General features: G+C 69.5%; 20 protein-coding genes. 8 read left to right on the top strand and 12 right to left on the bottom strand.

Annotation, left to right across the window (positions count from 1 at the left end; genetic code table 11):
• Positions 1–104 precede the first annotated feature (104 nt).
• Positions 105–1,010: an oxidoreductase gene (locus ACFPIJ_RS54190; protein ID WP_380127420.1), complete on the bottom strand. Its 906-nt coding sequence runs from the start codon at positions 1,008–1,010 to the stop codon at positions 105–107.
• Between the two features lie 131 nt (positions 1,011–1,141).
• Between ACFPIJ_RS54190 and ACFPIJ_RS54195 the strand changes: the two genes are divergently transcribed.
• On the top strand, positions 1,142–2,014 hold the full coding sequence (locus ACFPIJ_RS54195; RefSeq protein WP_380127421.1) for a helix-turn-helix transcriptional regulator: 873 nt from the start codon (positions 1,142–1,144) through the stop codon (positions 2,012–2,014).
• 258 nt (positions 2,015–2,272) lie between these two features.
• On the opposite strand, the gene ACFPIJ_RS54200 is transcribed toward ACFPIJ_RS54195, so the two are convergent.
• From ACFPIJ_RS54200 to ACFPIJ_RS54220, 5 genes are all read right to left on the bottom strand, one after another.
• On the bottom strand, positions 2,273–2,410 hold the full coding sequence (locus ACFPIJ_RS54200; RefSeq protein WP_380127422.1) for a hypothetical protein: 138 nt from the start codon (positions 2,408–2,410) through the stop codon (positions 2,273–2,275).
• 426 nt (positions 2,411–2,836) lie between these two features.
• On the bottom strand, positions 2,837–7,795 hold the full coding sequence (locus ACFPIJ_RS54205; RefSeq protein ID WP_380127423.1) for a carbohydrate-binding protein: 4,959 nt from the start codon (positions 7,793–7,795) through the stop codon (positions 2,837–2,839).
• An 8-nt stretch (positions 7,796–7,803) separates the two neighbouring features.
• Entirely contained in the window at positions 7,804–8,580 is a 777-nt protein-coding gene (locus ACFPIJ_RS54210) for a HoxN/HupN/NixA family nickel/cobalt transporter (protein ID WP_380127424.1), read from the bottom strand.
• On the bottom strand, positions 8,577–9,230 hold the full coding sequence (locus ACFPIJ_RS54215; RefSeq protein WP_354902291.1) for a hypothetical protein: 654 nt from the start codon (positions 9,228–9,230) through the stop codon (positions 8,577–8,579). The genes ACFPIJ_RS54210 and ACFPIJ_RS54215 overlap by 4 nt, the downstream gene beginning before the upstream one ends.
• Positions 9,231–9,487: 257 nt before the next feature.
• Entirely contained in the window at positions 9,488–10,231 is a 744-nt protein-coding gene (locus ACFPIJ_RS54220) for an alpha/beta fold hydrolase (protein WP_380127425.1), read from the bottom strand.
• Positions 10,232–10,339: 108 nt separating this feature from the next.
• On the opposite strand from ACFPIJ_RS54220, the gene ACFPIJ_RS54225 reads away from it, so the two are divergent.
• A complete protein-coding gene (locus tag ACFPIJ_RS54225) occupies positions 10,340–10,624 on the top strand; it encodes a hypothetical protein (RefSeq protein ID WP_380127426.1) in 285 nt (94 codons plus the stop codon).
• 423 nt (positions 10,625–11,047) lie between these two features.
• On the opposite strand, the gene ACFPIJ_RS54230 is transcribed toward ACFPIJ_RS54225, so the two are convergent.
• Complete coding sequence (locus ACFPIJ_RS54230) at positions 11,048–11,260, bottom strand: hypothetical protein (RefSeq protein WP_380127438.1); 213 nt, start codon at positions 11,258–11,260, stop codon at positions 11,048–11,050.
• On the opposite strand from ACFPIJ_RS54230, the gene ACFPIJ_RS54235 reads away from it, so the two are divergent.
• Entirely contained in the window at positions 11,218–11,652 is a 435-nt protein-coding gene (locus ACFPIJ_RS54235) for a tyrosine-type recombinase/integrase (protein WP_380127436.1), read from the top strand. The genes ACFPIJ_RS54230 and ACFPIJ_RS54235 overlap by 43 nt on opposite strands.
• A 76-nt stretch (positions 11,653–11,728) precedes the next feature.
• Positions 11,729–12,967 carry a hypothetical protein gene (locus ACFPIJ_RS54240; protein WP_380127427.1) on the top strand — a complete coding sequence of 413 codons (1,239 nt, stop codon included), beginning with the start codon at positions 11,729–11,731 and terminating at the stop codon, positions 12,965–12,967.
• 172 nt (positions 12,968–13,139) lie between these two features.
• Here ACFPIJ_RS54240 and ACFPIJ_RS54245 read toward each other — a convergent pair whose 3' ends face one another.
• A complete protein-coding gene (locus ACFPIJ_RS54245; RefSeq protein WP_380127428.1) occupies positions 13,140–14,159 on the bottom strand; it encodes an NADPH:quinone reductase in 1,020 nt (339 codons plus the stop codon).
• A 98-nt stretch (positions 14,160–14,257) separates the two neighbouring features.
• Between ACFPIJ_RS54245 and ACFPIJ_RS54250 the strand changes: the two genes are divergently transcribed.
• Positions 14,258–14,611 (top strand): ArsR/SmtB family transcription factor, encoded by a 354-nt coding sequence (locus ACFPIJ_RS54250; RefSeq protein ID WP_380127429.1) that lies wholly within the window; start codon positions 14,258–14,260, stop codon positions 14,609–14,611.
• On the opposite strand, the gene ACFPIJ_RS54255 is transcribed toward ACFPIJ_RS54250, so the two are convergent.
• Positions 14,502–14,771: a hypothetical protein gene (locus ACFPIJ_RS54255; protein WP_380127437.1), complete on the bottom strand. Its 270-nt coding sequence runs from the start codon at positions 14,769–14,771 to the stop codon at positions 14,502–14,504. The genes ACFPIJ_RS54250 and ACFPIJ_RS54255 overlap by 110 nt on opposite strands.
• Before the next feature lie 254 nt (positions 14,772–15,025).
• Here ACFPIJ_RS54255 and ACFPIJ_RS54260 point away from each other — a divergent pair, with 254 nt between their 5' ends.
• Complete coding sequence (locus ACFPIJ_RS54260; protein ID WP_380127430.1) at positions 15,026–16,804, top strand: HEAT repeat domain-containing protein; 1,779 nt, start codon at positions 15,026–15,028, stop codon at positions 16,802–16,804.
• A 106-nt stretch (positions 16,805–16,910) separates the two neighbouring features.
• Here ACFPIJ_RS54260 and ACFPIJ_RS54265 read toward each other — a convergent pair whose 3' ends face one another.
• Positions 16,911–17,390: a VOC family protein gene (locus tag ACFPIJ_RS54265; RefSeq protein ID WP_380127431.1), complete on the bottom strand. Its 480-nt coding sequence runs from the start codon at positions 17,388–17,390 to the stop codon at positions 16,911–16,913.
• A 462-nt stretch (positions 17,391–17,852) separates the two neighbouring features.
• On the bottom strand, positions 17,853–18,119 hold the full coding sequence (locus ACFPIJ_RS54270; protein ID WP_380127432.1) for a hypothetical protein: 267 nt from the start codon (positions 18,117–18,119) through the stop codon (positions 17,853–17,855).
• 227 nt (positions 18,120–18,346) lie between these two features.
• On the opposite strand from ACFPIJ_RS54270, the gene ACFPIJ_RS54275 reads away from it, so the two are divergent.
• Complete coding sequence (locus ACFPIJ_RS54275; RefSeq protein ID WP_380127433.1) at positions 18,347–19,024, top strand: hypothetical protein; 678 nt, start codon at positions 18,347–18,349, stop codon at positions 19,022–19,024.
• A 287-nt stretch (positions 19,025–19,311) separates the two neighbouring features.
• Here the strand turns inward: ACFPIJ_RS54275 and ACFPIJ_RS54280 are convergent, their stop codons facing one another.
• Positions 19,312–19,800 (bottom strand): hypothetical protein, encoded by a 489-nt coding sequence (locus ACFPIJ_RS54280; RefSeq protein ID WP_380127434.1) that lies wholly within the window; start codon positions 19,798–19,800, stop codon positions 19,312–19,314.
• Positions 19,801–20,327: 527 nt separating this feature from the next.
• On the opposite strand from ACFPIJ_RS54280, the gene ACFPIJ_RS54285 reads away from it, so the two are divergent.
• Entirely contained in the window at positions 20,328–20,813 is a 486-nt protein-coding gene (locus tag ACFPIJ_RS54285) for a hypothetical protein (protein ID WP_380127435.1), read from the top strand.
• Positions 20,814–21,009: the final 196 nt, after the last annotated feature.

Raw genomic sequence — 21,009 nt, forward strand, 5'->3', positions numbered from 1 at the left:
GCACACGCGATCCGATCGCCGAATAGCTGATGTTCGAGGACACGGACCGGCGGCTGGTCGAGACACTGCGGATTGCCGCCGACCGGCGCCGGTGACCGCCGGGTTCAGAGGTAGCTGACGCCGGTCAGTTCCTGGGCCGCCGCCCAGAGCCGCTTGCCGACGGCCGGATCGCCGGCCTCGCGGCTGAGCCGGGCCTCGGTGACCCGGCCCCGCGTCTCCCAGAGTCTGGACGGGCCGAAGAACTGGCCGCCCTGCAAACCGGGCTCGGTCGCGGCGAGCAGCTGCGGCAGCGCGCCCTGCTCCACCGACTGGGTGGCCAGCAGGCCGAGCCGCGCGATGAGCTGCCCGGACCGGCCACGGTGCTCCCAGGCACGCGGTGTCAGGTTGGTACGGGTGAGACCGGGATGGGCCAGCGCGCTGACGATCGGCGATCCGGCGGCGCGCAGGCGGCGGCCCAGTTCGATGCCGAAGATTGTGGTGGCGAGCTTGGACCGGCCGTAGGCGGTAGTCGCCCGGTAGCCACGCTCGAACATCAGGTCGTCGAAGTCGAGGTGCGCGTTCTTGTGCGTGATCGAACTGAGATTGACCACGCGGGCTTCACGCGCCGCGGCCAGGTTGCCGAACAGCAGACCGGTCAGTGCGAAGTGGCCCAGCATGTTGGTGCCAAGTTGCAGTTCGAAGCCGTCAGCGGAGGTGCGGCGCGGGCCGAGCAACACCACGCCGGCGTTGTTGACCAGCACGTCGATCGCCGGATGGTCGGCGGCCAGCTTCGCCGCAAAGGCCCGCACGGAGGCAAGGGAGGCCAGGTCCAACTCGCGCACCTCGACGTTCCCGCCGATCCGGCGGGCGGACTCCTCACCAGCGGTGGTGTTGCGGACGGCGAGTACGACGTGGGCGCCGTGGCGGGCCAGCTCGGTAGCGGTGACCAGGCCGAGGCCCGAGTTCGCGCCGGTCACGACGGCGATCCGGCCATGCTGGTCGGGGATGCGGTCGGCGGTCCATCCGGTCATCTGCTGCTCCTGGGAGTGTCGGTGCGGTAGACCGACGACGCTAGGGCCGACGCGAGCCGGTTCGCTCGTCCTTGGTTACCTAGGTCTGCGGGACCTACCTTGGGTGCCCAGCGAGGCGGCACACTTGCGGCATGACCCATCCGTACGCTCGTGAGCTCGGCGATTTCCTGCGCGCCCGGCGCAGCCGGCTGCGTCCACACGACGTCGGCCTGGAGCCGGGCGGCCGGCGCAAGGTCACCGGGCTGCGACGCGAGGAGCTGGCCCTGCTGGCCGGGCTGAGCACCGACTACTACCAGCGGATGGAGCAGGGCCGGGACGTACGCCCGTCCGACAACGTCCTGGACGCGCTCGCCGGTGCGCTCAGCCTCGACGACGACGAACGCCGGCACCTGTTCACCCTGGCCCACGCCGCCCGCCGGCCGATGCCCGCCCGGATGGACCACGGTCCGGAACGGGTGCCGGACAGCACACGGCGTCTGCTGCGGGTGATGGACACCCCGGCGGTCGTACTCGGTCGGCACCTCGACCTGCTCGACTGGAACCCGATGGCGGAGGCACTGCTCGGCGACCCGGACGCCTGCCCGCCCGACCGGCTCAACATGCTCCTGCTGATGTTCGACGACACGCTGACCGGCGAGCGGAGCTGCGCGGGCTGGGAGCGGCAGGCCCTGGACTACATCGGCATGATGCGCGCCGCCGTCGCCACCGACCCCACCCACCCCCGCGCCACCGCGATCGTCGGTGAGCTGAGCATCCGCAGCGCCGAGTTCCGACGGCTGTGGACCCGGCACGACGTACGCGAGTCGGTCAGCGGCACCAAGATCTTCCGGGTTCCCGAGGTCGGCGACATCGTTCTGGACTGGGACACGTACCCTCTGCCGGGCAGTCCCGGCCCGGTCATGCTGGTCTTCACCGCTGAGCCGGGCAGCGCCGCCGCGGACCGGCTGCAACTCCTGGCGTCGTTGCACGCCACCCGCTCGGCGCTCGCCAACAAGCACTCCTAGGAAGACGCCTCCCTGGGGAAACTGTCGGCAAGGGAAGTCCCATAACCGCCGAACCAGGGTGTCCGCCCCGCCGGTGAGTGCCCACTACCGCGAACCGGCGACGATCGAGCACGTCGCCGCTATGGGCGCCCGCGCTCGATCAGGCGAGCACTTCTGCCGCAGGTCGACCGCGCTCAAGCGGCGGGCCGCGCGACAAGCCCAGTCCGACATGCCTCAGCGGGCAGCGGGCTTGAGCGGAGGCCTTGAGCGTCGCGCGGATCATGTGGGTGGTCGACACATCGCGTAGCAGGTGCTGGAGTGCTCGCCGGCCTGCCACTCGGTCTCGTCGTCGAGGTAGGTGAAGATGCTGCGCACGTTGCCGCGCTTGTACAGGGCCTCGGTGGACAGGCCGAGCATGGCGGCCACCAAGTCGTCGCAGCTGGGGGGCCGCGAAGCCCTGCTGCGCCTCCCACGTGGGGTAGGTCCCGGCGGGCTGCTCGATGAGGCCGGCGAACTCAGCGTCGTGCAGGGTCGCGCAGTCGACGCGCTTCTGGCTGGCGACGGAGTAGAAGCCTTGGCCGTCGGTCTCGGCTGCGATCAGTTTCACGCAACGCTGTGCGGCCTTTCTGGCACCGCCGCCGGCCAGATCGCCCTTCAGGGTGCCGTGCGTTCCAGGGCGGGTACGGACCAGATCGCTCAGTCTCGCCGCTTGCCGCCCCCAGCTGAGCACGCAGATCACGGACCACTGGGTGGCGCGCATGGAGGAGTACCAGGGGGTCCAGGTCCTGCTGCTGGTGCGCCCGGCATCAGGGACGGCACCAGCAGCAGGACTGCCTGGCTGATTTAGCTGACCAGCTTCCAGGGGCCGTTCTTGTCGCCCGGCTTCTGGTTGCGGGTGTACCACTTCGCCTCGTACACGTGGTTCTGGTACGTCACCCGGTCACCGGCGTTGTAGACCCGCGTCGGTGCCCACGCCGCCGGGCCGGCACCCGGCGGCGGCGGGGCGATCTCCTCCCACGGGCCGTTCGGGTCGCCCGGTGCCTGGTTGCGGGTCCACCACATGGCACGCCACTGCTTGCCCTGGTACGTGGCGTACTCGCCGTTGTTGAAGATCCGCGACGCCGTCCACAGCGCGGCGCCGTCCTCGGCCATGGCGATCTCCTGCCACGGGCCGTTCGGGTCGCCGGGCTTCTGGTTCTGCGTCGCCCAGGCCGCCTGGTACACCTTGCCCTGGTAGGTGACCCGGGCGTTGAACTTGTACTGCGTGGTCGCGACCCAGGCCGGCGGCAGGTTCACCGTCACCGCGACGCCGGCCTCGGCCGGCTCGTAGCCGTCGGTGCCGAGGTAGGCCGCGGTCAGGTTGTGGACGCCGCCGGACAGGCCGGCCGGCAGGGTGAAGCTCGCCTTGCCCGCGGCGAGTTCCGCGGTACCGCGCGGCGTCGTGCCCTCGCGCAGCTCGACCTTGCCGGTGACCGGCAGGCCGCCGGCGGCCACGGTGACGTCCACCTTCGCCGCGGTGCCCCAGTCGACCGGCGCGGCCGTCGCCGTCACCTGCGGCTTGGCCTTGACCGTGCGGAAGACCGCCGGCTGGGCCACCGCCGCGCCGCCGTCGGCGCTCGTCGCCGAGACGATCCAGCCGTACGACGTGGCCGGCGCGAGCCCGGACCAGGTGACCGTCGCGGTCCCGTTCGCCGTGACCTCCTGCTGCGCGATCGTGCCGCCCGGCACGTACAGCGCGAGGGAGTCGGTGGCGAACGACGTCTTGCGGGTGGTGAGGTCGACCGGCAGGGTCAGGTTGTCCTCGGCCCCGTTGTACCGCGGCTTCGTCTGGCTGCCGTCGGCCCGGATGTCGTACTCGGTCGCCCCGAAGTTGTTCAGGAACGGCGAGTACGTGTCGATGTGCACCTCGGCCCGGTCGACGTCGAACTGCAGCAGGCGCAGGAAGCTCGCGCCGAACTGGAGGCGGTCGGTGGCCTTGTGGTCGACCGTGCCGTCGCCGTTGACGTCGATGTTGCCGCTCGCGTCGACCCGGCCGGGCCACAGGTCACCGGCGGACACCGTGTAGAACTGGTAGTCCGCCAGCAGTTCCACGACGTCGTGGGTAACCGTGACGCCGACCTTCGACTTCACGTTGGTGCCGACGCCGTGCTCGTGGCCGGCCAGCACCAGGAAGACGTTCGGGTTGGCCTCGACGACCTGCTTGTAGAGCGGCGAGCCGTCCGGCGCCGAGAAGTCCGCGCCGCGGCCGTCCGGGTTGACCGACGGCTTCAGGTAGTCGTGCGACAGCAGGATGCCGTTGCGGTCCTTGTACCGCTTGAACACCGAGTCGGCCCACCTGGCCTCCTGCGGCGTCACGCCGTAGGACAGGCCGACCGCGACGAAGTCCAGGCCGCCGGCGGAGAACAGCACGTAGTTGTTCTGGTTGTCCTTGCCGGGGATGACGCTGCCGTCGGCCGCGACCTGCTCGTCCCAGGCGTGGTACTCGGTGCCCGCCGGCCAGCTCTTGGCGACACCGTAGTACCGGTCGGCGCTGAACGTCTTGCTGAACCGCGAGTCCGGACCGGTCTCGGCGCCCAGCTGGTCGTCGTGGTTGCCGGCGATGACCTGGTTGACCACGCCGTTGTCGTCGAGCACCTTCTGGTACTCCGACGCCGCCGCGAGCTCCCGCTCGACCTGCTCGTTGAGGCCGGGCCGCAGCAGCGTGCCGTCCGGGTTCTTGGCGAGCGGGTCGTAGTAGTCGTTCTCGATGATGTCGCCAGTGTGCGCGGTGTACGCGATCTTGCGTCCCTCGCGGTTGTCGGCGATCCACTGGGTGGTGTTGCGGTACGCCGCGGCCCAGATCGCCTGCTCCTCGGCGGCCATCACGTCGGAGGGCTCGGCGCGGCCGTCCCAGTCGTCGTAGGTGCCGCCGGCCGCGCCCTCACTGAGGTACTGCGTGTCGGTGAAGTGCGCGAGCGCGAAGTCGTAGGTGCCCGGGTCCTCGAAGCGGTCCTTGTCCTGCTGCGCCGTCGCGTCGCGGGGCGACAGGTCGTCGGCGAAGGGGTCCTCGCCGGTGACCAGGACGTGGACGGTCCCGCCGTCGCGGTGCTCGGCGCCGACCGGCGCGGCCAGCACCGTGGTGTGGCCGGCCTGCCCGCGGGAGCTGGTGAGCACCGTCCAGCGCTTGGCCGCCGGGTCCCACACGCGCAGCGCCACGACCCGCTCGGGGTCGATGCTGCCCTCCCACCGCAGGATGGGGTCCTGCGCGGTGCCGACGCTCAGGTCGTAGCGCTGGAACACCACGTCACGCCCGGACGGCGTGTCGATCGTCCGGCCGTCGAGCGGCTGGAGCGACGCCAGCTGTACCGCGGCGTCGTGGGCCACGTCGAGCGTGCTCGGCACCGACGTCGCCGTGCCCTGGTAGCCGCCGGTCGGCAGGACCTGGTCGGCCTTGGTGAAGGTCGCCGTGAGCGGCACGCCGGCCGGTCCGGGGATCTTCGCCGACAGCGTGGCGCCGGGCGCGTTGGGGTCCCCGACGGTCGCGGTCAGCTCGGACGGCACGTCCGGGATGCTCGCGCTGGTGAAGTGGATCTCCCGGGTGGCCGTGTTGCCGAGCACGTCGGCCGCGGTGACCGCGATCGTGTGCGCACCGGCGGCGAGGCCGCGGCCGATCAGGGCGCCCTGCGCGACGGCCTTGCCGTCGAGTGTGATCACCGGCGTGCCGGCGACCCCGGAGGCGTCCTTGACCTGCACCACGAGCGCGACGGTCGACGTGAGCCGCTGGCCCTCGGCCGGCACGCTGTCGGCTACCTCCGGCGCGGTGTTGTCGACGGTGAACCGCCGGGTCGAGGTCTTGTCGCCGACGACGGCCGTGATGGTGTGCCCGCCGTCGCCGAGCTTGGTGGTGTCGACGTCGGCGCGCCGGCCGAGCGCGGGCAGCGCACCGCCGTTCTCGGCGGTGACGTCGAACAGGACGGTCTTGGTGAGCACGCCGTTGGTGCTGCTGCCGCAGGTGCCGTCGCCGATGTACACGGTCACCGGCTGGCCGGCCGGGTAGCTCGCCGAGCCGATCGTGACGGTGTTCCCGGCGATCTCGCGGCTCAGCAGCGTCGCCTTCGCGCCCGCCGGGGCGAGTTGGAAGTCGCGCAGCGTGAAGTCGTCGTAGTTGTCGCAGCCGCCGGCCTTGGCGCTGCCGTGGTCGCTACCGGCGACGAACTCGACGACGTTGACGCCGGGGACGAGCCACTCGTTCGGGAACGCGAGGTCGGCGACCTCCTTCTCCCAGATGCCGAGGTTCAGCGGGATGCCGTTGATCCGTACGACGTTGTCGAAGCCGCTGTCGGCGCCGTTGCCGCCGACGAACACCCGCAGGTGGGCGTCGGTGCCCGCGCCGAGCGTGTCGACCGTGCGGGTGGTGGGGGCGTCGGCTACGTCGAAGTGGAACTCGGCCTCCTTGTTGGCGCCGCAGGTGCCGTCGCCCAGGGCGAGGGAGGCGGCGGTCGTCGCCTCCCTCGTCACCGCGCCGCTCGTGGCGGTGGTGACCAGGTACGTCGGGCCGGCGGTGACCGTCCCGGACGTGCCCAGCGTGAGGCTCACCGACGCCCGGGTGACCCGGAAGTCGTCGTGGTTGGCGCAGGTGGCGCCGCTGAGGGTGCCGTTGTAGTCGCCGGTCTTGAGCAGGATGGTGTTGTCGCCGGACTTGAGGTACCGGTGCGGCACCTTGAGCGTCGCGGTCTCGGCGCCGGCGACGCCGTAGTCGCCGCCGAGGTCGACCCGGTTGCCGTTGACGAGCAGGTAGTTGTGGTACTTCGCCTCGGCCGAGTTGCCGGCCTCGACGGTCAGCGCGAGCGTCGCGGTGCCGGCCGCGAGGGACTCCGCGTTCTCGGCCGGGGCGCCGTCGATCGCCAGCGACTGCACGCTGCCGACGCCGGGCGCGCCGGCGAGCGCGGCGATGACCGGCTGGCTGCCGCGCACGAGCGAGCCGTCGGCCGGGGAGATCTTCGGGGCACCGGCGGGCGCGTTGTTCACGGCGACGAGCGCCTGCGCGGCGGCGCCGGACCTCGTGGTCGCGACGACCGCGTGGGCGCCGTTGTCCAGCGTGCTGGTGTCGAGGTCGACGCCCAGGCCGGCGGTCGAGCCGGGCTCGCCGGAGACGACGAACGTCAGGTCCTTCACCAGCAGGTTCTTGGAGCTGCCGCAGGTGCCGTCACCGAAGCTGTAGCTGAACGCGTTCGCCTCGCCGTCGGCCACGACGCCGAGCAGGCTGAGGGCGAGGCTGCTCAGCGGGAAGTCGTCGTAGTTCGGGCAGCGCAGGCCCTCGCCGAACGGCAGCGTCTCCACGCCCACCGCGTTGGCGTTGGTGGTGTCGACCCAGTTCGCGCCGGCGTGCACGGTGACCGTGTTGACGCCCGCGTGCAGCCAGGCGCCGGGGAACTCCAGGACGCCGCTGCGGCCGCCGGGGATGTCCGGGAAGTAGACCCGGTCCGCCTCGGCCGTGTGGTCGTTGACGGTGATGTAGTTGTGGTAGCGGGCCTCGGTACCGTTGCCGCCCATGTCGAACGCGAAGCGCGCGGTGCCCTTCGTCGGCGCGGCCCCAACGGCCTTGCCGTCGACGGTCAGCGCGACGACGGAGTCGTTCTCCACGGTCGGCTCGGCCTCGACCCGGACCCGCCCTTCGAGGGTCTGCCCGTCGCTCAGGTTGAGCACGGGCGCGCCGCCGGTCAGCGGCGGTGCGTTCTCGGCGACGGCGTCCGTGGGCACGGACCCGCCGGCGAGGACGACGGCGAGCGCGATCGGGAGCGCCCGCCGTAGTCGGTGCCTCATGGTTCTCCTTATGTGACAGTGACGAGGTGCATCGCGGCGAACGCGACGATGCCGGCGCCGAAGACGGTGATGCCGCCGGCGGCGAGGACGGGGGCCACGCGGGCGGCGGCGTGGAGCCGGGGTGTCCGGCTGAGAACGGTGCGGCCGGCGATCGCGAGGACGCCGACGCCGAAGAGGACGACGGCCATGCCGGCGCCGAAGGTGAGCACGAGCAGCAGCGCGAACCCGGCGCGGCCGACGAACAGTCCGGTGGCGAGGACGAGGAACGCGGCCGGCGAGGGGGTGAGCCCGCCGGACATCCCGAGCAGCACCAGCCCGGGCTTCTTCACCTGGCCGTGCCCGTGGTCGTGCTCATGGCCGTGCTCGTGCTCGTGCTCGTGGTCGTGCGCGTCGTGATGATGGTGATGATCGTCGCCGTGATGATGGTGATGGTGATGACCGTGCATGTTGCGGCGGATCAGCCAGATGCCGGTGCCGATGACGAGCAGGCCCGCGACCAGCTGGAGCCAGCCGGTCAGCTGCTCCATCCGGACCAGGTCGGACAGCGAGAAGAACGTCCAGGCGACGCCGATGGCGAGCACCGACACGGTGTGCATCGCGGCGACCGTGCCGCCGAGCCAGGCGGCGTCGCGGACCCGGCCGCGGGAGCCCGCGAGGTACGCCGCCGCGAGGCTCTTGCCGTGCCCGGGCCCCAGCGCGTGCCCGGCGCCGGCCAGGAACGCGAACAGGAACGCGAGCGGCGCGATGCCCGGAGCGTTGACGAACTCCTGCAACCGGTCGCTCATGCCGGTGCCCTCCTGCGCCGCATCCGACGGCCCACCAGCCAAACGACAGCGATCGCGACCAGCACGCCGGCGACGACCGCGCCGAGCTGGATCGCGGCACTACTGCCGGACGCGGGCACGGTGGCCGGCGAGTCGCCGAGGGGCCAGTCGTGGGAGTCGGCGCCCTGGCGGTACACCGTCCGCTGCCCGTCGGGCCCGGTGGCCAGGGTCTGGTAGGCCGGGTGCAGGTCGGTCAGCGTCCGCACGGCGACCGACGCGGTCCCGACTGGCCCCGGGCAGGTGTAGTCGATCGTCACGCCCCGCTTGGCGAGGTCGTCGATCGGCTGCAGCACCCCTGGACAGGCCTGACGGTTGGTCTGGACCGTGATCCGTTCGAGGAGGTACTTCGCGAACGCCGGCGCGGGCGCGATCGCCGCCGCGTCCGTGTCGCGGTAGAAGACGGCGCCGTCGAGCATGACCCGGTCCTGCGGCAGGATGCCGAGCGACACCCCGAGCAGCGTCAGGTCGTCGGACCCGCCGACCCGCCACCGCACCCGCACGACGTCGGGCCGGTCGTCGCCGAGGCCGACGGCGACGGTCTGCGGGTCGCCGAACGGGTGCGCCGCCGCCGTCCCGGGAACGGCGAACCCGGCGAGGACCGCGAGCGCCACCAGGCACACCGCTCCCCGCCACTGCCGTCTTCCGCGCGTGGCCAAGGCAGTACTCCGAATAGAGGATCTTGGTTCGCGCTGAGTCTTGCCGATCGTTGGCCAGCAGGAGGGAACACCCGGATGAACATTCGGGTCCGGCAGTTTCGTCACACAACTGTCATGATTCAACGGTAATTCGGCCATCGGGGTCGCCGAGGCACGTGTAGCCGTAGGCGGTGCAGGTCTCCGGCTCGTACTCGCAGATCCACCAGTCGCAGCTACCGATGAAGTAGTGCACGGCGACGAGCGTGCTGCGGGCGGAGGTCGTAATCGGTGCAAGCGTCGGTGACGGTCTGGGTCCACACTTCAGGGTGGGTGAACCAGAAGTCATGCGGTACGTCAGGCACGGTGGAGAATCTCCCACGTTGAACGAGCGCGGCTATTTGTGCCAAGGACCACGGCGGGCGGATGTCGTCTCCGGCGGCGATGAAATGCATCGGTACGGTGCAGGCTGCCAGTCCGCTCCACAGATCGCGCTGATGGATCCACTCGGTGAAGGACTTGCTGAGAGCTGCATGCACTTCGGGCACCCAGTCGATGTCGACGACAGGCTCCGCAGCCTTACCGGCTTCGTACGCTTCGGACCATGTGCGGTCGCGCTGGGGACCCCTACCAGCGATGCCGACGACCGCGGCCACCGCCTCTGGATGCTCGACTGCGTAGCGCACGGCGAGATCACAACCCCACGAATGGCCCACCACGATCCAGGTCTGAACACCGACTGCTACACGGATGCCTTCGAGATCGGCGATCGCTTCTTCCATGGTGTGCGGGCCGCCATCTGAACGACCGACGCCGCGCGGTTCGGGGTACCAGGCGCGGTGGTTCCGCGGCGCAATATCGTCCCGCTCTAAATACTGCGCACACCCGGGGCCACCGGTCAGGACGACGACGTCAGGACCGTGGCCCGTCACACCAACGTGCAACGCCGTCGCGTTGAGGTGAATGATCTGCGACTCCATGGTCGCGAACGCTACCAACGACGACTGTCCGCTCATGCCGCGATCGGCTTGCCCTGGACCGGCGCTTAACGGGCCAGGGGGTAGGACAGCACCGCTTATCATCGGTCGGTGTTCATCGAGGTCATCGGCAGACGGTTGCTCCCCGACGACGTTGACCGCGACGACGTCGAGGACCTTCTCACGGCGGTGCTTGGCGCGGACGGTGAAGTGACCGGGGCCGGGGCCGGCATGGACGGTTGGAACCTCGATGTCGAACTGACGGTCGACGATGGTGCTGCCGCAGGCGTGGTGTCGCGGTTGGCGGTCGCACTGGTGGAGCAGGGGCTCGGTTGGGTCGAGCTTCGCCCGGAGGGCGAGGGCGCTGGGATGCCGGCTCTGAGCTTCGTCGAGTGACCCGACTGCGGCGCGGCAATTCGCTTGGTTGCCGCAGCCCCGGCTTGGACGCCCGCATCTGCCGCAGCGGGCGTACTGGTGTTCATCGCAGCGGGTGACGCACGGTGATGTATGGCTGCCATCATCACCCCAGCCGTCAGCGGCGGGTCCCCGAACGCGCTCGTCCTCCGTGCGGCGATCGCCGCCTGCCTCGGCCGCTACCGCGGTCAGACCCGGCTGCACAGCGAATCGGACCTCCGAGTCTTCTTACGCTGGCGCGCCGACCACGACCTCGACGCGCTCGGCGCCGTTAGGGTGGACATTGAGCGGTACCTGCGGTGGTTGCAGGACGTGCGTCGATACCAGCCGTCCACCGTGTCCCGACGGCTGTCGGTCGTGGTCGGCTTCTACCGAGTCTGCGTCATCGACGGCATCCTGCCGCACTCACCCGCCGACTACGTCCGCCGGCCGACCGTGCCAGCCGAATCGCCCACGCTCGGTCTGGGGCACCTGCAGTTCGAAGCGTTGATCACCACCGCCCGACTGTCGGCCAACGCGAACGACTTCGCCCTGATCGCACTGCTCGGCCTGCTCGGCCTGCGGATCTTCGAAACCTGCGCTGCCAGCATCAGCGATCTCGGCGAAGAGCACGGTCATCGCGTCCTCCGGCTACGGGGCAAAGGCGGCAGGTCGTGCTCATCCCGCTTCCGCCAGCCGTCGCCCGGGCCATCGAACGCGCCGTCGACGGCCGCGCCGAAGGGCCGATCCTGCGCAACACCCTCGGCACCCGCATGGACCGGCACGCCGCGACCCGCCGCCTCAAACACCTGGCCGCAACCGCAGGCATCCGCATGCCGCGCATGCACCCCCACATGCTGCGCCACACCTTCGTGACAACCATGCTCGATGCCGGTGTCAGCCTCCGCGACGTGCAGATCGCCGCCCGCCACGCCGACCCACGCACGACGATGCGCTACGACCGAGCCCGCAACAACCTCGACCGGCACCCGAACTACATCCTCGCGGCGTACATGGCGTCGGGAACGTAACCGCGGCTCACGACTTTGCCGATGAGCGTGCATTCGCCTTAGCCCCGCCGACGGGGCCGTTTTGTAGGCTGGGCGGATGGTTGATGCCGATCATGTTCGGCTGGGGCGGATCGCTGAGAAGCTCGCCGAGGCACGTGCGAAGCCGGTAGTGCCGACGCCGTTCGGGGCGGAAGCGCACGGCTTCGTGGTCGGGCCGCCGTTGTCAAAGGCCGTGGTGGCGGAGTTCGAGGAACGGCACGAGGTGTCGCTGCCGCCGGCGTATCGGTTGTTCGTGACCGAGTTGGGCGGCGAAGGTGCCGGGCCGGGCTACGGGCTATGCCGTCTCAAGCCCTCGTGCTGTGCGTACCGGCGCTCGGGTCATCTGGCTCAACCCAGTCCGTACCTGCCGGGGCCGCGGTATCCCGTTGACTGGGAGCAGCGACACGAGAACCCGCCGGGTCCGGGTCAGAACTTTCTACGCGGCACGCTGGAAGTCGCCGCTCACGGGTGTTCCCTCACTACGCAGTTGATCGTGACGGGACCGGCGAGGGGGCGGCTGTTCAACCTCGACGGGGGAAGCCTCGGCGGAGCGGCACCGTACGTCGTCGAGGATATTGACTTTCTGGCCTGGTACGAGCGGTGGGTGGACGAGGCGGTCGCCGGATACGACGTCAGCTGGTTCGGCGAGCGGCTCCCATTACCGGAATCCGAGCTGGTCACCGTACTCCTCAGCGATGCCTCACCCGACAGGCGGAGCCGGGCCGGGGTGTCGCTGCTGGATCTGCCAGCGATACGCGACAGCTCGTGGACGGCGTTGGTGGGCGCCATGACAGCCGACGCGGACGCCGACGTGCGTGCCTCGATGTGGTTGCTGCTGGACGGAGCACGGAACAAGCATGGGCGCCGGTTCGACGACGCCGGGGAGATCGCGGATGACATTGAGCGGTACGCCAGGTCGTGCACCCCGCCAGACCTGCGTGCGCTTGGCGCGCTGAAAAGACTGACGTTCGCCGACATGCTGGCAGAGCTGGCAAGTCCCGACCTCGAACGGCGCCGCCGCGCGGCAACTGCGGCGCATGAGTTTTGGCGATTCGCAGAGGTGAGCGCGCCCCGAGGACTGCTTGGCGACGCGATCGCCGGACTGCTGCGCGACCCGGATCCGCTGGTTCGCTCATGCGGCGTCGCCATGGTCCGCTGGTTCGACCCTGCGAGCGTTCCCCTGCTGCGCCAACTGCAGACAACCGAGATCGACCCCTGGGTCCGGTTCCGCATTTGGGAGTGCCTCGACGAGCGATCGACCGCCGCCGCCTGGGACGACGCGGCCGAGCCAGCTTGATCAGGTGTCCGCCCGTCGCGCTCCGCGTGCGCGCACATGCCGCCGTTGGTGCGCGGCGGCCGGTCCGTGCACGTCACAGCGAGTGACCAGCACGGTGAGGCTGCGGCTTCCGGTACTGCCGAGATGCGGACCCGCACCGGTGCGAGTCAGAGGTGCGGCTGCTGGCTGAACTTCAGGGCGTGACGTCCACCAGTACCTTGCCAACCGTGCCGGTCTCCAGTGCCCGGTGAGCGTCGGCGGTGCGGTGCAGCGGGAAGCGGACCAGTGGCAGGCCGCGCTCCTCGCCGACCGGCAGGGCGCCGTCGCGGACCGCTGCGGCGACGTCCTCGACCGCTGTGGCGCGCGCTTGCGGGCCCGCCGTGTAGAGCACCAGGAACTGCAAGCGTGTGTTCAGCACCATGTTCTGCCCCACGTTCAGCTCGACCGTTTGTCCGCCCTCGTTGGCGTAGGTCGCGATCGTGCCGCGTGTGCGCAGCACGGCCAGGTCCAGTGCGAGGTTCGCGCCTAGCGCCACCTCTGCGACGATGTCGACGCCGTCCGGGGCGATGGCACGGACGGCGGCGGCTGGGTCGCCCTCGCGATAATTGATCACATGATGGGCGCCGGCCGCGGTGGCCAGCTTCGCCTTCTCCGGGCTGCTGACCGTGCTGATCACGGTGGCGGCGGCCCATCGGGCGAGCTGGATGACCGCGTGCCCGACCGCGCCGGCCCCGGCGGCGGCGAGCACGATCTTGCCGTCGAGTGCGCCGGGGTACAGGCGGCGCGGCCCGTCCTCGGCGACGGTCAGTGCGCGGTGTGCGGTGAGCGCGGGCACGCCGAGCGAGGCGCCGACGTCGAAGCTGGCCTCGTCGGGCAGTGGCACGGCCTGGTCGGCGGGCACGACGGTGAACTCGGCGGCGGTGCCGGTGGGCCGCCCGGCGGCGGCCATGAACAGCCACACCCGTTGCCCGACCCGGCCTGGGTCGACGCACTCACCGACGGCGTCGATCACGCCGGCGCCGTCGAGGTGCGGGGTGATCTCAGGGAAGAGCTTGCGGTGGGCAATGCCGGAGCGGGCCTGCCAGTCGGTCGGGTTGACGCCGGACACGGCGACCCGGACGCGGACCTCGCCGGGACCCGGCGCGGGCCGGTCACGTTCGACGAGTTGGAGAACGTCGGGGCTGCCGTTGTCACGGTAGATGATCGCCTTCATGATCCATCCAGTGTTCGGTCTGCGTCGTACGGTTCGATCTAGACCGAACAGTACGACGTGGGTCGAACTTTCCGCAAGCATTGGCTACGCTTCCTCTTGTGACCGAGGTGATCGAACCCGCCCTCGAGACCGTGACGATCGACGTGGTGCTCAGCGCGCTCGCCGACCCGGTACGGCTCACCTTCGTGCGGGCGCTCGACGCCGCCGGGGACTGGACCTGCGGCAGCGACGTCCTCAGAAACACCGGCGTCACCATCGGCAAGTCCACCCTGTCGCACCACATCAAGGTGCTGCGCGATGCCGGCCTGATCCGCACCCGCGTCGACGGCATCCGCCGGCTGGTCACGCTCCGGTACGACGAGGTGGAACAACGCTTCCCCGGGCTGCTGACCATGCTCCGCGAACACGGGCCCTCCCCTGCCGCTGCGGAGGCGCCCGCCTCAACCGCATGACGCAGGCGACAACGAGCGCCACCAGGCCCCCGTTGGAGCAGTCGCTGTAGCCGCAGTCCGAGACCGCTGGCGGCTTCGCCGGGCCCCATTGCTCGATCATTCCGTCGAGCATGTTCAACGCCAGGCGCCACTTCTCCCGGTGCCGTACGTCGTCGCCGATGCCGGCCCGGACCCGCTTCTGCCGGACCGCGGCCGCCTTGTCGGAGGTCGCTGCCGTCTACTGCGACATGCGCATCTGCCGCCGTGGGTGCGCGGTCGTGCCGGCTATCGATCGTTACTCAGAGTCACTCGATCGACGAGGTAAGGCTTCCTGTCGTGCCGAGAAGCGGATACGTGATCACATTGCGCGTCGGGACACTCTTGAGCAAGGATCAGGCTCATGACCTACGGAAAGGGCGCCCTGCGCCTCGCAGCGTGAACAGCCCGGCGCCGGCGGTGTCGCCGGACGGCTGGGGGTGGTTGGAAGCGGGCATCGTCTCGGGCGATCTTCTGGTCCCCGGCAATCATGCGCGGTCCTGGATGTTCGACACTGTCCAGGCCGACCCGGACGGGCCGACAACCCATCGTCTGCTGGCATTTACGACCGATGGCCGCGCATCGGTGCGCCGGACGACTTTCGAGTTACTGGCCCAGTTGTGTTTCCACTTCTCCGAGTGGCCTGTAGTGGTATTCGCCGCCGAGTCGGCCTTGCGTGACGTGGACCTGCCGGTACGGCGTACCGCGGCGGCGTTGCTGGTGCACACCGGCGAATCCGATCGGGCCTTGGCTGCGTTGAACGCCTCGACTGATCCGGTCGTGCGGATCGCCCTCCTGCACGCCGTACTCCGGGGCAAGATCCCGGGGCATCAAGCGACCCTGAAACGCCTGCGGCGGGATCCGGTTCCGGCCGTCCGGCTGTTGGCCAACAGCGCGGCGTTGAGCAGGGACGACTCGGCGGCCTGGCCGGCGATGGACGCCGCGATCCGGGCCGATCTCGAAGCCTCCATCGGTGTCCTGAACGCGCCGGAATCCCGATTTGCGGAGACAGCGGGTGAGCTCTGGGCGCGGGCGCTGATCGGTCTCGATCGGGAGCAGGACTGCTGTGCCTGGGCGGAACGGCTGGCGAACCCGGCCGAGAGTCGGCAGGTCAGGCTCGAAGGCGTACGGATGGCGGTTGCGGCGATGCGTGCGTGGCGCGCCGCGCCCGGCCGGGTGACGCCGATGCTGACCGGTCTGCTCGGGGAGGGTCCTTCTGAGGTGCGGTCGGCGGCGCTGAGAGCGTTGGCGTTGTCGTTGACCGCGTCCCGGCTGCGCGTCGACGATCTCGCGGCGGTGATGGACGACCCTGAGCTCGGCGCGGTGGCCGCCACCGCGCTGGGCTGTGTCGGCGACTGCCGCGCGGTGCCGCATCTGGTACGGCTGATGCTCTCCGACAATGACGAGCCCCGGCTGGCGGCGGCGTTCCGGGCGGTTGCTCGGGCAGGCGCTGACCCGGAGGCACCGGTGGCCGCTGCCCGGCAGATCCTGGCGGCGCTGCCGGCTTCCTGCTCGCCGGAACTGCCGATGCGCGTACTGGCCGTGTTCGGTCCGGCTGCGGTTGCAGCCGTGCCGGAGCTCATTGCCAGGCTCGAGGGAGCCGAGAACGACACTCCGGACTGGGCGTTCTACGTCCTGGGACAGATCGGTCCCGCCGCCGCAGCTGCGGTCCCGGAGCTGCGGGACTACCCGACGCAAGGCGCTACGTTCGCCCTCCTCAAAATCACGTCGGATCGGGCCGTGGCCGAACGGTATCTCGCCGGACGCCCGGAAGAACTTCGCCGTGGCCGCTTTGCATCGGAGCTGCTGACCTGGCTCGCCGAGCACAGCGGGCTCACCGTCCGCCAGCACAAGCAACTGCGGAGTCTTTTCAGGGTTCCCGGATTCGAGCAGGTGGAATCGGCCGGCGCACTGTGGCTCCACGAAGGTCCCGCAGTCGCCGATGAACTGCTGGCGGTCCTGCCGCAGTACCTGTCCGACGACCTGCACGGGCCAAAGGTGCTGCAGGTATTCACCGCGATGGGGTCGCATGCCCGGCCGATACTCGACCGGCTGGATCGGTTCATAGCCTCGCGGCGTCGAGCGGGGTTCAATATCGGCGATGACGACGCCGAGATGCGCGCGGACGAGATGTTGCTCGCCGCGACGATCGCCGCCCGCGAGCGAATCGCCGGATGAATCCGCACGACGAGGGTCCAGTCACTGCCCGGGCATACTCTTCTGCCGCATTCCGCTCGTTACACAGGGTGATAGCGTGCACCGTCAAGCGCACCATGGGCGGGCTTCAGCCCGGAAGATCCTCCGGGCGCTTGGCGGCAAGCTTGCCCTGCAGCATTCCGGTGGACTGGCCGACCTCGATGAGGTATCCGTCCGGGTCTCGCATGTAGCAGCGGATCTCGGCTTCGCGGTCGATCGGCGGTGTCACGAACTCGGCGCCCTTCGCCTTCCACTCCTCGTAGCAGGCATGGATGTCAGCAACCCGCAGGTTCATGAAGATCGACGTGGTGTTGTCCGGCTGGTAGTCGACCACCGAAATGTTTGGTTTGTCGGGGGTCGGCGGCCCGCCGGGATTCATGATGATCCACGAGTTCGACAGCTTGACGATGCACGGGTTCTCCTCTAGGACGATGGTGCCGCCCAGAACGCGCGAGTAGAAGTCGCGGGACCGCGCCACCTTGCGGACGGTGATGAACAACGTCACCAGGATGCCCTCGGTCGGCGCGGGAAGGTTGGCGAAGTCGATACGCGGCGCGGGTTCCGTCATGACATTGCTCCATGTTGGCGTAGGCGGACGGCGGATGGTCGGCGCTGTCCTGCCTACCCCACCCGCCGCCAAATGCACCACTTCGCCCAGCTGTTGACACGGCGTCCCGGCTGAGGTTAGCGACCTCCCCTTCACCGGTACCTTCATCGCCACCCGTGCGGTCGGTGCATGGATGCTGGCCCGCCCGGCCACATCGTCACCGGTGCCTGGCATCGGATACGCAGCTGATGAAGTTGCGGTCCAGCCACTCACGCTGATGGCCTCCGGACCTGCCCCCGGCTGTTGTCGACACTGGGGCGTGGTCAGCGCTGCGATCGGGAGACTTGACCGCGAAACCTCCGTTGACGACACCAAGAACCAAACCTCTAACGAACCGCCGTTGGGTACCCCGGCAAGCATCCGCACATGCCGCGAGTTGCGGCCTATTGATCAGCCGCGTTGTCGACCGGACGCAACGGTCAGTCACGACGCTCCAGCTTCGCCCGCGAGCCGGACGCGCGCTTGGGCGATCAAGTCTCCGTAGTTGTCTTGGAACGGCTGCACCAGCTCACGCTCAAGCAACGCGGAGAGATTCCACAGAGCGACTTGTTCGCCGTGGTGTTCGGGCGGTACCACTCGGTCCTCGTCCTCACAACGGTGCAGCCAGTCGAACAGCACGAGCGCCTCGTCTGAGGTCAGTCGAAGCGTGATGTCATCCTCTGCAGGTGGCACGCGGACAAGGATCTCCAACTCACCAAGCATCCTCAACCGGCTTTGCATCCTGATCTGCCGCGGGCCTCGCGCGGCGCTGCCTGGAGATCGTCACGCTTCGTGGCCGCGGGTCATGGACGGGATCGCCGTCACATTTGACTAGGGGGTGTCTCGTGGATCAACGCGGCCTGCGCCGGGTCCGCGCGTCGGCTCGCGCTGCTCCAGATACCCCCAGCGCCGAAAGTCCTTGCGTAGCATCACCTTCCGTGTGGTGGCGGGCGGCTTCGGTGGGTGTGGTCCTGGGTGGCCTCGCCTACGCCGCCGACTTCTGCCAAGGCACGCTCGCCGTCGTGATGCTGCTGGTGTCGAGCAGCATGTTCGCCTGGGGCGCGGCCGGCCTGGCCTTCGGCTTCGCAGCCCGGGACCGCCGCAGCGCGATCGGCGCTGCGGTCACCGTTCTCACCGTCGCCACGCTGGTCTACTACGGCATCATTCTCGTCGACGGCCACCGCTGGCGGGATGCCGTCACCGACGGCGATGCCTTCCCCGGTGCGTCGAGTTTGGTGTCGGTACTGACGGCGGCCGCCTTCTGGACCGCCGCCTCGATCGCCGGCGGGACGGTGCTGGGCCTCTTCGGCCAGGCCATCCACCGGGCCCGCCCTACTGTCGCGGCGCTTGTCGCAGGCTGCTCGTTCGCGTTGCTGGCCGGACAGGGCGCGGTCGCTGCCGTGCACGTCTACACCCTCGGCGCCGGCTGGGCCTGGCTCGTCGAGGGGGTCGCCGAGGTCCTGCTCGCCGCCGCACTGACCGCCGCCCTGCTCGGCCGCGCCCCCGGCCCGCACCGCTGGTGGACGTTTGCGGGCGCGGCCGTCGCGCTGCTGGCGGCAAGCTATGCCGTCTCGGGCCAGCTCGACACCATCCGCACCACCGGCACCCTTTGGTGAGGTACAGGGCGCGTCTCGTGGATCGGTGTGGCGCGGCACGGCGGGCGGCGTGAGGGTGAATCACGTCCTCTTGTTCAGCTGCGCGGACATGCCGCGATCCGAGTGCTACTCAGCGTCACGACGGCCGGAGTGGTCCGCGCACGGACATGCTTGATATGTAAGTGATCGTGAGGCTCCTCTGATCGGGCACGTAGTGCTCGATCACGCTACATATCAAGCATTATGCGGGTAATCGAAGATTACCCGCATAATGCCGATGAGCGCGCACCCGACCAGATTGGTCAGCCCTATGGGCACACCTTGAGCAGCACGGAGGTCAGGGCTGGCGCGGCCGTCTGGATCTGGGCGATGTTCGCCTGGCCGGTGCCGAACTGCTTGAGCTGACCCAGGAACTGCGACACTGCCGATCTCAAATCCGGGTCACTGACCTGGCCCGCCACCGGCTCGAGCTTGCCGGCCCACTCGGTGGCAAGCTTCCGGGCGTCCGCGAGTGCCGCGGCGCCGCCGGCTGAGTCACCGCTCTGGGCGGCCTGCCCAGCCTTCTGCAGCGCGGCGATGACCTTGTCGAAGTACTGCACCTGCAACGCCTTGATCGGCTCGCAAGCGGCCTCCCCGCTCGCCACCGACGGCGACGCCGCCGCAGTCGTGGCCGCCGCGGACACCCCCGCATCGGTCGCCCCGCCCTCGTCCGCACACCCGGCGCCCAGTGCCAGCACCGCCGCGGCAACCCCTGCAACCATGAAGATCCGCACCGCTTCATACCTCCCCGTCGTCATCGAAGCGGCGCGAGCATATAGAGCTCGGTTCGTCGCCCTGCGACGAGGGCAAGGTCGATGACACCTGGCTGCGTCAGCCCACGCGTCCTGCGCCTGGCAGGACACATCCCTCCACCACCGCTCCCTCCGACGGGATGGCGAGCGTGAACTCCAAGCACCAACACCATGATCGGATGCGCGGAAATGCCGCCGACCGAGCGCGCCAGGCCGCCCGAAGCGGTCACGCTTCGTGACCAGCATTCGGCGCAGGCGGGCGCTCGGAACTGCCGATGTGCGGATGCCGTCCGGCCTCGACGAGCGGTGACCGCGATGGTGAACGATCGGTTTGTTGCGTCAGGGCCAAGCCCAGGCGCAGAATATGAACGTGTTCAAGAAGCGAGTCGGCCGGCGCGGGGCAGCCGACCTGGACGCACCAAGGCACGGTTACAGACCATGGTCATCGCGCATCCTCAGATCCCGCGAAGAGGGTGTTGACCTACGCCAGCAGGCGACCGGCGCGGTAGGCCACCGCATGTTGCGGTGATGGCATGACGTCCCCTGCCTTCTTTCCCCAGTGCTCAACCCTGCGCAGGATCGAGGATGCGTCATGGCGCTTGTGGCTGTCCATGTACGTCCTTGTCTACGTCGCACTCGACCTCGGCACGCTGTCGATTCTCGCGGCAGCGGAGGGCGACCGCGCGTCTAGGATCATCGGGGTCGTGATCCTTGGTGTCGTCTGGACGATGCCGCTGCATATCGCGGCTGTAGTCCTGGCTGCCGGTGAGCTGATGCTTCTGCGGGCCGTGGCGGCGGACCTGCAACGGTTCTGGTTTCGCCTGTCCGCACTCGGAGTGTTCGTGCTGCCCGCGCTGGCGCTTACCTTGTTGGGCACAGCCGGTGACACGAGGGCGCTACTGGCCGTGATGCCGATGCACATCGTAATGGGGCTGCTCGTCGTGCAGCCCCGCTTCCATTGGGCGAATTCGGCCCCTGGAATGGATCAGCATGCGGGAAGCAGCCCTGACCGTGAATAAGCAGGGACCATATCCGTGGCGGCGAACTGAACACGCCCTGGTGGAGGCATCCTGATCTGCCGCTGTCATCGCATGTCCACCGATGCGGCAGTCACTGTCCGTCGCGGCTGGGCCAGCGGCAGCGTGCACGACTTTGCCGATGAGCGTGCACCTGATCTTGCGATGAGGGAGTGTGGCTTGAGACGGACGGCGACGG

Origin of the sequence: Dactylosporangium cerinum, assembly GCF_042653625.1 — a bacterium.
Lineage (GTDB): Bacteria > Actinomycetota > Actinomycetes > Mycobacteriales > Micromonosporaceae > Dactylosporangium > Dactylosporangium cerinum.

Coding starts and splice junctions, on each gene's coding strand:
- ACFPIJ_RS54280 (WP_380127434.1), bottom strand. CDS start 19,800: ATGACGACGGGGAGGTATGAAGCGGTGCGGATCTTCATGGTTGCAGGG.
- ACFPIJ_RS54245 (WP_380127428.1), bottom strand. CDS start 14,159: ATGAAGGCGATCATCTACCGTGACAACGGCAGCCCCGACGTTCTCCAA.
- ACFPIJ_RS54230 (WP_380127438.1), bottom strand. CDS start 11,260: ATGACCGTGCTCTTCGCCGAGATCGCTGATGCTGGCAGCGCAGGTTTC.
- ACFPIJ_RS54190 (WP_380127420.1), bottom strand. CDS start 1,010: ATGACCGGATGGACCGCCGACCGCATCCCCGACCAGCATGGCCGGATC.
- ACFPIJ_RS54205 (WP_380127423.1), bottom strand. CDS start 7,795: ATGAGGCACCGACTACGGCGGGCGCTCCCGATCGCGCTCGCCGTCGTC.
- ACFPIJ_RS54200 (WP_380127422.1), bottom strand. CDS start 2,410: ATGCTCGGCCTGTCCACCGAGGCCCTGTACAAGCGCGGCAACGTGCGC.
- ACFPIJ_RS54195 (WP_380127421.1), top strand. CDS start 1,142: ATGACCCATCCGTACGCTCGTGAGCTCGGCGATTTCCTGCGCGCCCGG.
- ACFPIJ_RS54240 (WP_380127427.1), top strand. CDS start 11,729: ATGGTTGATGCCGATCATGTTCGGCTGGGGCGGATCGCTGAGAAGCTC.
- ACFPIJ_RS54285 (WP_380127435.1), top strand. CDS start 20,328: ATGACGTCCCCTGCCTTCTTTCCCCAGTGCTCAACCCTGCGCAGGATC.
- ACFPIJ_RS54210 (WP_380127424.1), bottom strand. CDS start 8,580: ATGAGCGACCGGTTGCAGGAGTTCGTCAACGCTCCGGGCATCGCGCCG.
- ACFPIJ_RS54265 (WP_380127431.1), bottom strand. CDS start 17,390: ATGACGGAACCCGCGCCGCGTATCGACTTCGCCAACCTTCCCGCGCCG.
- ACFPIJ_RS54220 (WP_380127425.1), bottom strand. CDS start 10,231: ATGGAGTCGCAGATCATTCACCTCAACGCGACGGCGTTGCACGTTGGT.